The following is a 16,081-nucleotide window of genomic DNA, read 5'->3' as shown; positions in this document are numbered from 1 at the left end:
CGGCCGGGCTCTGGTAAATAAACAACAATCAGGAAACCACTTGGCCGGCCGGCACTTTCAGGCCGTCATGCCACCACGCCGCGAAACTGAAAACGTTGGGCGCCTTGAGAATCGTGAAGTGGTTGCCCGGCCCGTACCACACCGCCAGATCCGTCACCTGGCGTTGCCAGCCTTCGACCATCGCCGCTTGCTCGCGCTGATTGCCCCACGCATCCAGCGTCGGGTCATCGACCAGCGCCAGCCGCACCGGCCCGGTGTATGCCAACTGCGGTTGATAGACCGTGCGCAAGGCTGTGGCGAAGGTGCGGACCGGGCCGTGCATGGCCTGCGCTGACGAACGCGCAGACAACACACCGGCGCACACCATGCCCTCGTGCAACAGGCGCATTTGCGTGGTGTCGTCAGCTTCGGCGAACGCCAGCGGGTCGATGCCCAACGACTTGCCGCTGGACAGTTGCAGCGTCTCGATCAAGCGTTCCAGTGCGGCAGTCGTGGTGTACGGCTTGCCCGCCGTACCGTTGCCGCCGGGCGATTCGCTGTCGATCAGGGTCAATGACGCCACCTCACGCCCCGCCGCCTGCAACTGCGCGGCCATGGCATGCGCGACCCAGCCGCCGAAGGAATGGCCGATCAGGTGCACCGGACCTTGCGGATACAACTGCTCGACCGCTTGCAGATAGCACTTCGCTGCCGCTTCAACCTGGCTGTGCGGCACGCCGTTGCCATCGAGCCCGCGCGGTTGCAGGCCGATGATCGGCCACTCCGGGCCCAAGGCCTCGGTCAGGTGAATGAACCCGGTGACACTGTCGCCCGCCCCCGGCACGCAGAAGATCGGCGCATGCCCGGCGTGCCCGCTCTGAATGGTCAACAGCGGCTGATAGGCCTCTGGCTCCGGAACCTGCGCAGCGGCCATAGCCTGACTCAAGGCCTGACCGAGCGCCTGAATATCCGGAGCTTTCATCATGCTGCGGTGATCACCCGGGACATCGATGCAGCGCAGCAAACCTGTACTGATCTTGTTTTCCCAACCGCGGATCGGACTCGGCTGCGCCTGCCCCGGCATCAGTGCCTGAGCGCGGAACAAGTGCACCGGCAGACTGGCCGGGCTGACCCGGTAATGCGCCAGCGCCAGGCCATGAGCGGCCTCACGATCAAAGTAACTCCAGGCATCCGCTGCACTCAGTGCGGCCAGTTCCGGGTCAGGCAATTGCTGTTCGCAGCAGCGCTGGAACAGCTCATCGAACGCAATGCGTTCGACTTCAGCCTCAAGCCGCTCGACCTCAGCCAACGCCGGCAGCCCTTCTGCACCGCGCATCTGCGAACGCGCGCGGCAGTGCTCCAGCAACTGATGCTTGTCGCGATGCGCGCCGCTCCAGCGGGTTTTATCCTGACTGGCCGGATGCGGCGCGTAGGTATCGAGCAGGCCGACAAACGCCACCGTCTCATCGAGACCCAGCAACTGCTGAGCGATTTCATACGCCAGCAAGCCACCAAACGACCACCCGGCCAGACGATACGGCCCATGCGGTTGTACCGCCCGGATAATCCCGACCATCCGCGTGGCCATGCACTCAAGCGTGCGCAGCTGCGGCTGCCCCAACGGCACACCGGGCAAACCGTAAATCGGAAACTGCCCCTCGATGTGCATCGCCAATGCCGGGAAATACACCTCCCTGCCGCTGAACTCATGGATCAGGAACAGCGCATCGCCGCCCTCGCCCGGCCGCACCACGACCAGGCCATCCGGCTGTTCGGGCACCGTGTTGCGCTGACAGAGCAGCGCGGCCAGCGACTCGACACTCGGACGCTGGAACAGCTCCGCCAGCGTCACCTGTTGCCCCGCACGCTGCAGCAGGTTGACCAGACGAATCGCCAGCAGCGAATGCCCGCCTAATTCGAAGAAGTTGTCGTGGCGTCCGACCTGCTCGACATTCAGCACCTCAGCCCAGACCCGCGCCAACACGGTTTCGACCTCGCCTTCAGGTGCTTCGTAATGTCGGCTGAGTACCGCGTCGAGGCCCGGCGCCGGCAGCGCCTGACGGTCGATCTTGCCGTTGGGACTCAGCGGCAAAACGTCGAGCGCAACAAACGCACCCGGCACCATGTACTCGGGTAACTGCTCAAGAATGAACGCGCGCAGCGTGTCGATAGCCGGTGCAGCACTGCCCTCGCGCAAAGTGAAATACGCGACCAGTCGTTCGTCGCGCATCAGCACGACCACCTCGCGCACACCCGGGTGCTGGATCAACCGCGCTTCGATTTCACCGAGTTCCAGACGCAAACCATGCAGCTTGACCTGGAAGTCATTGCGCCCGAGGAATTCGAGGTTACCGTCCGCGCGGTAACGCACCAGATCGCCGGTGCGGTACAAGCGGTCACCGGGCACAAACGGACTGTCGATAAAGCGCTCGGCCTGCATCTGTGGCAGTCCCATATACCCTCGCGCCACGCCGATGCCGCCGATGTGCAACTGGCCAATGACACCGAGCGGTACCGCTTGGTCATGCGCATCGAGCACGTACAAACGGGTGTTACAGATGGCCTTGCCAATCGGCAATTCGGTGGATGGCACGGGCATGTGCGGTTCCAGTGTCCACGCTGTGCTGTCGACCGTGGCTTCGGTCGGGCCATACACGTTATGCAGGCGCACCCACGGCAGTTGCTGGCGTACTTCGCGGGCCAGGGCCGCCGTGAGTTCGCCGCCACCGCAGAACACATCGGTGAGGCTGGTGCATTCACTGACGTCTTGCAGCTCGAGAAATTGCTGCAACAGCGCCGGCACGAACTTGACCACCGTGACCCGCTGCTGACGAATCACTTGCGCCAGGTACGCCGGTTCCCGGTGACCTCCCGGCCGTGCCAGCACCAGACGCACACCGGCCGTCAGTGGCCAGAAGAATTCCCACACCGAACCATCGAAACTGAATGGGGCTTTCTGCAACAACGCGCCCTCTGGAGCTGGTGGGCAAATCTGCGAGCCCCAATGCACCAGATTGCACAAGCCACGATGTTCGAGCATCACGCCTTTGGGTGTGCCGGTCGAACCTGAGGTGTAGATCATGTACGCCAGGTTCGAAGGACTCAGGCCTGGCACTTGCGGATCGTTTTCTGACTGGTCGTGCCAGGTGCATTGGTCAAAGTCGATCAGCACTGCCCCGGCCTCGGCAAACAGCGATCGCGTGGCCGTCTGCACCAGCACCGCCACCGGCGCGCAATCCCTGAGCATAAAGTCCAGGCGCTCCGCCGGATAAGCCGGATCCAGCGGCACGTACGCGCCACCGGCCTTGAGAATGCCGAGCAGCCCCACCACCAGATCAAGCCCACGCTCGACGCACAGCGCCACCCGCGCATCCGGCCCGACGCCTTGCTCACGCAGGTGATGCGCGAGGCGGTTGGCACGGGCATTCAGCTCGCGATAGGTCAGGCTGTGTTCGCCCGACTGCACGGCGATGGCGTCCGGCTGACGCCGCACCTGTGCTTCGAACAGGCTCTGCACCGGTTGCTCGACCGGGCAATCAAGCGCCGTCGCGTTGAAGTCGCCGAGCAGGCGTCGCTGCTCATCCTCGGCAAGCAACTCGACTTGCGCCAAAACCGCCTGATCATCACTGACCAGCGCCGCCAGCAAGCGCTGGAGGTAACCGACAAAACGCTGCACGGTCGACTCATCGAACAGCGCGGTGGCGTAGCGCAGCGAGCCACGCACCCCGTGCTGGCTTTCGCCCAGACTCAGCGACAGGTCGAACTTCACAAAGTGATTTTCCCCGGCCAGGCCTTCCAGCGTCAGCTCGTCGAGTGCCAGGGCTGGCGCCACGCTGCTGTCCCAGCTCAGCAAAGTCTGGAACAACGGTGTGTGGGAAAGGCTGCGCAGCGGTCGGGTGACTTCCACCACGTGTTCGAACGGCAGATCCTGATGCGCCTGCGCGGCCAGAGTCTGGGCCTTGACCCGCGCCAGCAGCGCTGCCCCCGTCAGATCACCCGAGGTATCGATGCGCAGCGCCAGGGTGTTGACGAACATGCCGATCAATCCTTCGATTTCGGCGCGGGTACGGTTGGCGACGGGCGAGCCGATGACCACATCGGACTGCCCGGACAGACGCGTAAGCAGCATCGCCCAGGCGCTCATGATTACCATGTACGGCGTCACGCTGTGGCGCTGACACAACGCCTTGAGACCGGCGCTGGTCTGCGCGTCCAGTACGATCTCGACACTGCCGCCGCGGTGATCCTGTTGCGCCGGCCGTGGTCGGTCAGTCGGCAGGCTCAACAATGCCGGGGCGCCGGCCAGAGTCTGCTGCCAGTAATCACTCTGGCGCTGCAACACCTCGCCGCTCAGCCAGCGCCGTTGCCATACCGCGTAGTCGGTGTACTGCAAGGCCAGCGGTGGCAGCGGATCGTCCTCGCCACGGCTGAACGCCTGATACAGCGCCATCAATTCATGGGTCAGCACGCCCATCGACCAACCGTCGGAGATGATGTGGTGCATCGTCAGCAACAGCACATGGTGATCATCGGCCAGACGCACCAGCCGACCGCGAATCAACGGATCGTCCTGCAAGTTGAACGGCCCGCGCGCTTCAGCGTCGACCAAAGCACGCAAGGCCTCCTCGGACTGCGGCTGTTGTCGCCAGTCTTCCACAATCAGCGGCAGACCAATGTCGACCGGGGCAATCAGCACCTGAGCTTCGTCGTGCAATTGTGCGAAACGGCTGCGCAGGGTTTCGTGACGAGCGACGATTCGCGCCAATGCCCGTTGCAGTGCCACGGCGTCGAGTCGGCCACGCAGGTGCAAGCCCAGAGGAATGTTGTAGGCGGTGTTGCCGCCATCCATTTGCGCGAGGAACCACAAGCGTTGCTGGGCGAACGACAACGGCAGTGCCTGATCGCGCGGCGCCGGCAGAATCGGCGGCAAGCTGCTACGTTCGGCCTGACTCAACACTTCGGCGACCGCCGCCAGTTCCGGGTTGGCAAACAGATCGGCCAGCGCCAGCTCCACGCCCAATTGTTGGCGCACCAGGGAGAGCATGCGCATGGCCAGCAATGAATGGCCGCCGAGCTCGAAGAAGTTGTCATAGCGACCGACCTGCCCGACCTGCAACACCTCGGCCCAGACCTGCGCCAGGCTTGCTTCCAGTGGATTGGTCGGTGCCTCGTAGGCCCGACTGAGCAGTGCCTCCTGCGTCGGTGCCGGCAGCGCCTTGCGATCGACCTTGCCGTTGTTGTTCAACGGCAATACATCGAGTTGCACCCACGCGGTGGGCACCATGTATTCCGGCAGTCGCGCGTGCATTTGCGCGTGCAGCTCAGCGCTGTCCAAGTGCTCATCGTGCGCCGTGTAGTACGCCACCAGACGCGGGGAGTCCTGTCCGTCGCGGCGCGCCAGCACCACCGCTTCCTTGATCCCCGGGCAATTCAGCAGGCGGTTTTCGATTTCTCCCAGTTCGATGCGGAAACCGCGAATCTTCACCTGATCGTCGTTGCGCCCGATGCAATCGAGTTGCCCCGGCGCCAGCCAGCGCGCGAGGTCGCCGGTGCGATAGAGCAACGCGCCCGGCATCTCGCTGAACGGATCGCAGAGGAATTTCTCGGCAGTCAGATCCGCCCGATTCAGATACCCCAGCGCCACGCCCTGCCCGCCGATATACAGCTCACCGGTGACGCCCATCGGCACCGGCTGCTGATACGCATCAAGCACGTAAACCTGCGTGTTAGCGATCGGCCCGCCAATCGGCACGCTCTCGGCGTTTTCCGCAACTTCGCGCACTTCAAAGGTTGTGGCGTAGGTGGTGGTTTCGGTCGGGCCGTAGCAATGCACGATGCGCAGTGTTGGCGCCTCGGCCAACATTCGACGAAACGCCGCCGGATCGCCACGCTCACCGCCGCACAGCAGAATCCGCAGGCCCTTGAGCGCCTGCGGAATCAGTTGCACGTATTGATTGAACAGCGCGGTGGTGACGAACAGGATCGTTGCGCCACTGCTGCTCAGTTCACGGCCAAAGGCATGCGGATCGAGCAAGGTTTGATGGTCGATGATCACCACGCGACCGCCATTGAGCAGCGGCCCCCAGATGTCCATGGTGCTCGCATCGAACGCCGGGTTCGAGGCGAAGACCACACGATCCTGCGCATTGAAATCGGCGTAACCGTTGTTGAGCACCAAGCGGCCGATGCCCCGGTGCGGCACCATCACGCCTTTCGGCGTGCCGGTGGAACCTGAGGTGTACATGATGTACGCCAGCGACTCGGACGACTGCAACAGATTCGGATTGTGCGTCGGCTGGCCGTTGAGGGTCAGCCTGTCGAGGTCGATACGCGGCGCGGCGTAGTCGATGACTTCGCCGCTCAAGGTCAACAACGCCACCGCGCGGCAATCCTCGACCATGAACGCCTGGCGCTCGCTCGGTGCATTGATGTCCAGCGGCACATAAGCGGCCGCGCATTTGGCAATGGCCAGTTGCGCGACCAGCAACTCCAGCGAACGCGGCAGCAGGATCGCCACGTGATCGCCCGGCTGCACGCCGTGCGCGATCAGGTGATGGGCCAGGCGGTTGGCTTGCGCGTTGAGTTCAAAGTAGCTCAGCGAATGCGCACCATGCACGGCCGCCACAGCTTTGGGATGCGCGGCTGCCTGCTGTTGGAAAACCCCGTGTACGGTCAGTGTTTGCGGGTAGCCACGCGCCGTGGCGTTGAAGTCGTACAGCAAGCGCTGGCGCTCATCGTTTGCCAGCAATGGCACACGTTCCAGCACCGTTTGATCATCGGCAACCATCGCCTCGAGCAGACGTTCGAAGTAGCCGATGTACCGCTTGATCGTCAGCGCATCGAACAGCGCCGTGGCGTAGTTCAGCGTGCCGCGCAGCACTCCGTTGACCTCGCCCAGTGTCAGCGTCAGGTCAAACTTGGCGACATCGCCGGTCCCGGCAACACCCTCCAGCGTCAGCTCGCCCAAGGCCAGTTGCGGGCCAACGCTGCCGTCCCAGCTTAACGTGGTCTGGAACAACGGGCTGTGCGCCAGGCTGCGCACCGGTCGGGCGATTTCCACCACTTGCTCGAACGGCAGATCCTGATGCGCCTGCGCTTCCAGTGTCCGCGCCTTGACCTGTGCCAGCAGCGCTTCGACGCTCGGCGCGCCCGAGGTGTCGATGCGCACGGCGAGCGTATTGACGAACATGCCGATCAGGCCTTCGACTTCAGCGCGGCTGCGGTTGGCCACCGGCGCGCCGATCACCACATCGGATTGCCCGGACAGCCGACTCATCAGCAACGCCCAGGCACTCATCAGGGTCATGAACAGGGTCGCGCCATGACGCTGGCTCAAGGCCTTGAGCGCCGCACTCAAACGCTGGTCCAGCAGCACTTCGACGTTGCCGCCGGTGTAATCCTGTTGGGCCGGTCGCGGGCGATCGGTGGGCAGCGTTAACAAGGCCGGCGCACCGTCGAGGGTCTGCTGCCAATATTGGCTTTGCTGCTGCAGCACTTCACCGCTGAGCCAGCGCCGTTGCCATAGGGCGTAGTCGCCGTATTGCAGCGTCAGTGCTGGCAGCGGATCCGGTTGGCCTTGGCTGAACGCCTGATACAACGCCATCAACTCGCCGGTCAGCACGCCCATCGACCAGCCGTCGGCAACGATGTGATGCACGGTCAACAGCAGCACATGATGATCGTCAGCCAGACGCACCAACCGTCCACGAATCAACGAATCGTTCTGCAAATCAAACGTTGTCGAGGCTTCCTGCGCCAGCAATATTTGCAAGGTGTGCTCGGCCTGCGGCTGTTGGCGCAGATCTTCTACACGCAGCAGCCAACCGTTATCGACCGGGGCAATCGACACCTGCGCGCTGTCGTCGAGGCGGATGAAACGGCTGCGCAGGGTTTCGTGGCGGGCGACGATCCGCGCCAGCGCCGATTGCAGGGCATCGACGTCGAGGTGACCGCGCAGGCGCAAGCCGAGAGGAATGTTGTACGCCGAGTTGCCACCCGCCATTTGCGCGAGAAACCACAGGCGCTGTTGGGCGAAGGACATCGGCAGCGCCTGATCACGCGGTGCCGGCAAGATCTCCGGTAACGCGCTGCGCCCGGCGCGGTTCAATACTGCAGCGATTGCGCTCAATTGCGCATCGGCAAACAGATCACTCAGCGCCAGTTCGATGCCGAGGCGCTGACGGATCAGCGAGACCATGCGCATCGCCAACAGCGAATGACCGCCCAGTTCAAAGAAGTGGTCGTGACGGCCGACCTGCCCGGCTTGCAGCACTTCGGTCCAGATCTGCGCCAGCGCGGTTTCCAGCTCGCCTTGCGGAGCCTCGTATTCGCGGGTCGGCAGCGCGGCCAGGTCCGGTTTCGGCAATGCCTTGCGGTCGACCTTGCCATTGGCGGTCAGCGGCAAAGCCTCGAGCCGGACAAACGCTGCCGGCACCATGTAGTCCGGCAACTGCGTCAGCAGATGCTCGCGCAACTCGCCCACTGCCAGTGGCTCGGCCCCCGCCTGTTCGGTGAAATAGGCCACCAGTCGCGGCTGGCCGGGTTGGTCCTCGCGGGCCAGCAACACCGCTTCGTTAATACCAGGGAGCTGATTGAGGCGAGTCTCGATTTCGCCCAATTCAATGCGCATGCCACGGATTTTCACCTGGTCGTCGTTACGCCCCAGGTAGTCGAGCGAGCCGTCTTCGCGCCAACGAGCAAGGTCACCGGTGCGGTACATGCGCGCATTCGGCAAGGGGCTGAACGGGTCGTGCAAGAAGCGCTCAGCGGTCAGATCGGCGCGGTTCAGATAACCCCGGGCCACGCCCGCGCCACCGACGTACAACTCGCCCATGACACCCATTGGCACTGGCCGTTGCTGCTCGTCGAGCAAATAAACCGCCGCGTTCGCCACCGGTTTACCAATGTGCAACGCCGCGCCAACGTCGATACGCCCGGAAGTCGCGACCACGGTGGCCTCGGTCGGGCCGTAGTTGTTGATCACGGCGAAGCGCTGCTGACGGCTGAACTGGCGCAAGCGATCGCCACCGATCAGCAAGGTGCGCAAGGTCGGATGATCGAGGTTCTGGCTGAACGCATATTCGGCGACCGGTGTTGGCAAAAAGCTCACGTCCAGCGGCTGCGCACGCCACCAGTCGAGCAACCCATCGATGTCTTCAGCGCCGTCATGGGTTGGGGCCAGGTGCAGGGTCGCGCCCGCGCACAGGGCCGGCCAGACTTCCCACGCCATCGCATCGAAACCAAATCCGGCAAGGCTTGAGGTGTGGCTGCCGGCGCGTAAATCGAACGCTTCACAGTGCCAGTCGACCAGATTGGACAACGTCTGATGTTCGACCATGACGCCTTTGGGCAGACCGGTCGAACCCGAGGTGTAGATCACGTACGCCAGATGCGCAGCGCTCAGGCCCGGCACCGCAGGGTTGTGCTGCGCCTGCGCCGGCCATGCGCACAGATCGACATCAATCACTGGCACGCCCGGTTGCGGCAGTCTCTCGTGCAGATCGCTTTGCGTGAGCACCGCGACCGGTGCGCTGTCGCTCAGCAAATAACTGATCCGCTCGACGGGATGCGCCGGATCGATCGGCACATAGCCGGCGCCGGCCTTGAGGATGGCGACCAGCCCGACCAATGTATCCAGGCCCCGGCGGGCGACGATGGCCACGCGGTCATCGGCTTTCACCCCGATGGCGATCAAGTGATGCGCCAAGGCATTGGCCTGGCGATTGAGCTGCAAGTAAGTCAGTGGCTGTCCGGCAAACACCGCTGCAATAGCCTGCGGACGCTCGGTGACCTGCGACTCGAAGCGCCGGGCAATCGTCAGCTCACGCGGGTAGTCAGCCTCGGTCGCATTGAAATCCACCAGCAACTGTTCGCGCTCAGCTGCCGGCAGGATCGACAACCGGTCAAAGCCCACGTGCGGCGTGTGCTCCAGTGCCTCCAGCAACGTCATCAACGCTCCCTGCATGTACCCGCAGATACGCTGCGCATCAATGCCGGCCCCGGCCAATACCTTCAGGCGGAAGTCTTCACCGAGATCATCAACGCTGAGAGTCAGGCGATAGTTGGTGTGTTCCTCGGCAGCGAGCAATTGCATGCCGTGCCACGCCGCTTGCACCTCAGCGGATACCGGCCCGACCGGGGCGCTGTGACGATAGTTGAGCAGCGTACTGAACAACGGTGTGCCCGCCGGCATCGCGCTGTACTGTTGCACCTGCGCCAGTTGCGCGTGCTCATGAGCGAGCAACTGACTCAGGCGTTCGTGGGTCGCCAGTGCCGCACCTTTAACGCTGTGCGCATTCAGTTCGATGCACAGCGGTAAGGTATTGATGAACACACCGAGTGCGCGCTCCGATCCTTCACCGCCCTGCAATCGCCCGAGCAACACCGTGCCAAACACCACGGCGTCGCGTCCGGACAATTGCCCCAGCACCTGTGCCCAGGCGAGGTGCATCAGGCTGGCAGCGCTGACCCCCAAACGCCGGGCCTGCTGACGGATGCTGTGGCTCAGCGCGTTTTCCAGGTCCAGTTGCGCCTCTTGTGCAGGGCCGTCGCTGGCCAGATTCTGCCCGTAAGGCAAGGTCGGCTCATCAACAGCGCCGAGCATCTCGCCGAAGAAACTGGCGTGTGCTTGCGCGGTCAGGCCGGAACGGGTGTGCGCCACGTAATTGCGGTACGGCACCGGTTCGCTCAGCAGCCCGTCGTTGCCCAGCAGAAACGCCTGCATCTCGTGCTGCAACACCTCCAGCGCCACGTGATCCATCACCAGGTGATGGAACAGCAACAACGCCACCACGCGTTGATTGGCCTCATCGCGGCCGTGCACCACGCGCATCAGCGGCGCCTCGGTGACGGGCATACGGTAGTTATCGATGGTGAAGCGTCTGCGCAACTGGCTCAGCGCATCGCCCGCTTCGGCGTCTAGCGGCAAGGCCTCGCAGCCCAGCGAAGCCTGACGCCAGACCACTTGCACCGGCTCTTCCAGCCCCTCCCAGAACAGCGACGTGCGCAGAATGTCATGGCGTTCGATTACCCGTTGCAGGGCATCAGTGAACACTTGCAAACGCTGTTCATCGGCGAAGGCAAACTGCGCCTGCAGCACATATGGATCGCCGTGCGCGGCCGACAGATGATGGAACAGGATGCCGGTTTGCAAAGGTGCCAGCGGGTAGATGTCCTGAACATTGCGCACACCGCCGGGGACGCTTGCAACGATACGGTCGATCGTCGCTTGGTCCAGCGCTACCAGCGGCAACAATTCGGGTGTGATGCGCGGGCAATCGGCCGCAATGAGGTTTGCCGGCACCGCCGCATCAGGTTCGCCGCCCACAGCCGCAGCGAGCGCGGCCAATGTCGGCTGGCCGAAGAGCACACGAATATCCGCCGACAGGCCGGCCCGACGCATGCGCGCAACCAGATTGACTGCCAGCAACGAGTGGCCGCCCAGTTCGAAGAAATGATCGAAGCGCCCTACCCGCTCGACCTTCAGCAACTCGGCCCAAATCCCGGCAATCACGGTTTCGACTTCACCGATCGGAGCTTCGTATTCCCGGCTCAGCAGCGCAGTCTGGTCGGGAGCCGGCAACGCCTGGCGATCCAGTTTGCCGTTGGGGCTCAGTGGCAACGCCGGCAGATTCACAAACACGGCAGGCACGATGTAGGCCGGCAGATGCTTGAGCAATTGGCTGCGTAGCTGATCTGTTTCGACGAGTTCGCCGCTGTAGTACGCGACCAGACGCTGATCGCCCGGCACGTCTTCACGGGCCAGCACGGCCGCTTCGCGGACACCGTCGACCTGCGCCAGATGCGCCTGAATCTCGCCCAGTTCGATGCGTAAACCACGGATTTTGACCTGATCGTCATTACGCCCCAGGTACTCGATGTTGCCATCGGCCAGATACCGTGCGACGTCACCCGTGCGGTACAAACGTGCGCCGGGCTGATCACTGAACGGATCGTCGAGGAAACGTTCGGCGCTCAGCTCAGGCCGATTCAGATAACCCCGCGCCACCTGCACGCCGCCGAGATACATCTCGCCGACCACACCCAATGGCGTCGGTTGTTGGTGAGCATCAAGGATGTACACGCGGGTATTGCACAGCGGTTTGCCAATCGGTGGCGCGCCTTGCGGTACCGGCGAATTCGCATCCAGCGTCCATACGGTGCTGTCGACGGTGGCTTCGGTCGGGCCATAAACGTTGTGCAGGCGCACCTGCGGCAGATGTACGCGCACGCTGCGCACCAACGCGGCCGCCAGAGCACCGCCACCACAGAACACATCGGTAAGGCTGCTGCACTCGCCCACCTCTGCCACTTCAAGGAATTGCTGCAACAGCGCCGGTACAAACTGAACGACGTTGACCTGTTGCTCACGAATCAGTTGCACCAGCGCGGCTGGATCGCGGTGGTCGTCCGGGCCAGCGAGGATCAGACGCATGCCGCAGCTCAACGGCCAGAACAGCTCCCACACCGAGGCGTCGAAACTCAGCGGGGTTTTCTGCAACAGCGCGGCGCCGGTAGAAAGCGGACACAGGCTGGCGCTCCAGTGCAGCAGATTGCCCAGGTTGCGGTGCTCGACCATCACGCCCTTCGGCGTGCCGGTGGAGCCGGAGGTGTAAATCACATAGGCCAGGTTCGCGGCGCTCAGGCCTGGCACCTGCGGATTGCTTTGCGCAAGGTCTTGCCAGGTGCAATGGTCGAAGTCGACCAACACGCCGGCCCACTCGCCGATCAGCGCACGCGTCGGCGCATGCACCAGCACCGCCACTGGCGCGCTGTCCTCAAGCATGTAGGCCAGACGCTCAGCAGGATACCCTGGGTCCAGCGGCACATAAGCGCCGCCGGCCTTGAGAATCGCCAACAGACCGACCAGCAACTGCGGCCCGCGCTCGACGCAGATCGCCACCCGCGAATCGCGGCCCACGCCGCACTGGCGCAGGTGATGGGCGAGCTGGTTGGCGCGACGGTTCAACTCGGCGTAACTCAAACGCAATTCACCGGCCACCACGGCATCCGCGTCTGGCGTGCGCAACACCTGCGTCTCGAAGCGAGCATGAACAGTCTGCTCAAGATCGTGGGTGACAGTGGTTGCGTTCAGATCGACCAGCAGATGCTGACGCTCATCGTCCGCCAACAACGTCACCTGCTCCAACACCGCTTGATCGTTGCTGACCATGGCCTGCAACAGGCGCTGGAAGTAGCCGACGTAACGTTGAATAGTCGACTCATCGAACAAGGCAACGGCGTACTCCAGCACACCGCGAATGCCGTCCGGCGCGTCTGCCAGCGTCAGTGACAGATCGAATTTGGCAAAGTGGCTCGGTTCGGCAACACTTTCCAGCGTCAGCTCGCCGAGACTCAGGCTGGCACCGTGGCCACTGTCCCAACTGAACATCGCTTGAAACAACGGGCTGTGCGCCATGCTGCGTGCAGGCTTGGTGATTTCCACCACTTGTTCGAACGGCAGGTCCTGATGCGTCTGCGCATCCAGCGTCCGCGCCTTGACCCGCGCCAGCAGCGCCTCGGTGCTCAAAGCGCCCGAGGTATCGATACGCAGGGCCAGGGTATTGACGAACATGCCGATCAGGCCTTCGATCTCGGCCCGACTGCGGTTGGCCACGGGCGAACCGACGACCACTTCCGATTGCCCGGACAACCGACTCAACAGGCTCGCCCATGCGCCGAGCATGAGCATGTACATCGTCACGCCGTGACGCTGGGCCAAAGCCTTGAGCCCGGCGCTCAGGCGTTCGTCGAGCACCACGTCGACGGTGTTGCCGGCGTAATCCTGCTGCGCCGGGCGCACGCGATCAGTCGGCAGCGTCAACAGTGCCGGAGCGCCCGCCAACGTTTGTTGCCAATACTCGCTTTGACGCTCCAGAACCTCGCCACTGAGCCAGCGCCGCTGCCACACTGCGTAGTCGGTGTATTGCAGCGCCAGCGGCGGCAGTGGATCTGGTTGACCGTGGCTGAACGCCTGATAAAGCGCCATCAGTTCACGGGTCAGAACCCCCATCGACCAGCCATCGGAGATGATGTGGTGCAGGGTCAGCAACAGCACATGATGATCGTCGGCCAGCCGCACCAGGCGTCCGCGAATCAGTGCATCATCCTGCAAGTCAAACGGTCCCGAGGCCTCGCCCTGAATCAGCGCCGCCAAGGTCTGGTCGGCTTGCGGATGCTGGCGCAGGTCTTCAACGCGCAGCAGCAGACCGCTGTCGACCGGGGCGATCAGCACTTGCGCCTGGTCGTTGAACTGGGCGAAACGGCTGCGCAGGGTTTCGTGACGCGCAACGATACGCGCCAAGGCTTGTTGCAGCGCATGCTCATTCAGTTGCCCACGCAGGCGCAGGCCGATGGGAATGTTGTACGCGGTGTTGGCGCCTTCCATTTGTGCGAGAAACCACAAGCGTTGCTGGGCGAACGACAGCGGCAACGCGCCGTCACGAGCCACCGCGACAATCTCCGGTTGCGTGCTGCGCCCGGCTTGCGCCACCGCCTCGGCAACCGCTGCCAGTTCGGCGTTGGCGAACAGATCGCCCAGCGCCAGTTCCACGCCAAGACGCTGGCGAACCTGGGACACCATGCGCATGGCCAACAGCGAATGACCACCGAGTTCGAAGAAATGGTCCTGACGCCCGACTCGCTCGACTTGCAGCACCTGCGCCCAGATCTGCGCCAAGGCGCTTTCCAGTTCGTTGTGCGGCGCCTCGTATTCGCGGGTGAACAGCGCCGCTCGCTCGGGTTTCGGCAGGGCCTTGCGGTCGACCTTGCCATTGGCGGTCAACGGCAGCGCGTCGAGTCTGACGAAGGCCACCGGCACCATGTACTCCGGTAACTGGGTCAGCAGGTGCGCGCGTAACTCGGCCACGGCCAACGGTTCGACCTGGCTCTGCTCGGTGAAATACGCCACCAGCCGCGGCTGGCCGGGTTCATCTTCACGCGCCAGCAGTACGGCTTCCTGAATGCCGGGCAACTGATTGAGGCGGGTTTCGATTTCGCCGAGTTCGATACGCACGCCACGGATTTTCACCTGATCGTCGTTACGCCCCAGGTACTCGATCGTGCCGTCCGCGCGCCAGCGGGCGAGATCGCCGGTGCGATACATGCGCGGGTTCGGCAAAGGGCTGAACGGGTCATGAAGGAAGCGCTCGGCGCTCAGGTCGGCACGGTTCAAATAGCCGCGAGCGACCCCGGCACCGCCAACATACAACTCGCCCATGACGCCAATCGGCACCGGACGCTGCTGTTCGTCGAGCAGATACACCGTGGCATTGGTCACCGGTTTGCCGATGTGCAAGGCATCGCCTGCCTCGATTCGCCCAGAGGTCGCGACCACGGTGGCTTCGGTCGGGCCGTAGTTGTTGATCACGTCGAATTGCTGGTTGCGGCTGAACTGGCGCAAGCGGTCGCCACCGATCAGCAGTGTGCGCAGCGTCGGATGTTCAAGGTTCTGGCTGAAGGCGTATTCGGCGACGGGTGTCGGCAGGAAACTCACGTCCAGTGGCTGCGCGCGCCACCACTCGAGCAACGCATCGATGTCCTCGGTGCCCTCGTGAGTCGGTGCCAGATGCAGGGTCGCGCCGGCACACAGCGCCGGCCAGACTTCCCAGGCCATGGCGTCGAAACCGAACCCGGCAAGGCTTGAAGTGTGGCGACCGGCGCACAGATCAAACGCTGTGCAATGCCAGTCGACGAGATTCGACAAGGTGCGATGTTCGACCATCACGCCTTTTGGCAGCCCGGTGGAGCCGGAGGTGTAGATCACGTAGGCCAGATGTGCGGCGGTCAGGCCCGGCACCTGCGGATCAAGGGTTTCGCTCAGCGGCCAGGTGCGCGGGTCAAGATCGATCACCGGCACCGCCAGCGTCGGCAAGCGCTCCCGCAGATTATTTTGGGTCAGCACAGCAACGGGGCCGCTGTCGCTGAGCAAGTAGTGCAGACGTTCGGCCGGGTGCGCCGGGTCGACCGGCACATAACCGGCACCGGCCTTGAGAATCGCCACTAGCCCGACCAGCGTATCGAGGCCACGGCGGGCGACGATGGCGACGCGATCATCGGGCTTGACACCCAGTGCGACCAGATGATGAGCCAAGGCGTTGGCATG

1 protein-coding gene (only partly in view) is annotated in these 16,081 nt (G+C 63.5%); it reads right to left on the bottom strand.

The features are described 5' to 3' along the window. Positions 1-28: 28 nt before the first annotated feature. Positions 29-16,081, bottom strand: partial view of a non-ribosomal peptide synthase/polyketide synthase gene (locus tag HU754_RS12795; protein WP_186624358.1) — the 3' portion only. It continues 1,791 nt past the right edge of the window; the window shows 16,053 of its 17,844 coding nt (coding positions 1,792-17,844); the start codon falls outside the window, past its right edge — the gene reads right to left on this strand; the stop codon is at positions 29-31.

The organism is Pseudomonas zeae, assembly GCF_014268485.2.
Lineage (GTDB): Bacteria > Pseudomonadota > Gammaproteobacteria > Pseudomonadales > Pseudomonadaceae > Aquipseudomonas > Aquipseudomonas neuropathica.
The sequence above is the reverse complement of the archived record's forward strand: the minus strand, read 5'-3'. Positions and strand labels throughout refer to the sequence as shown.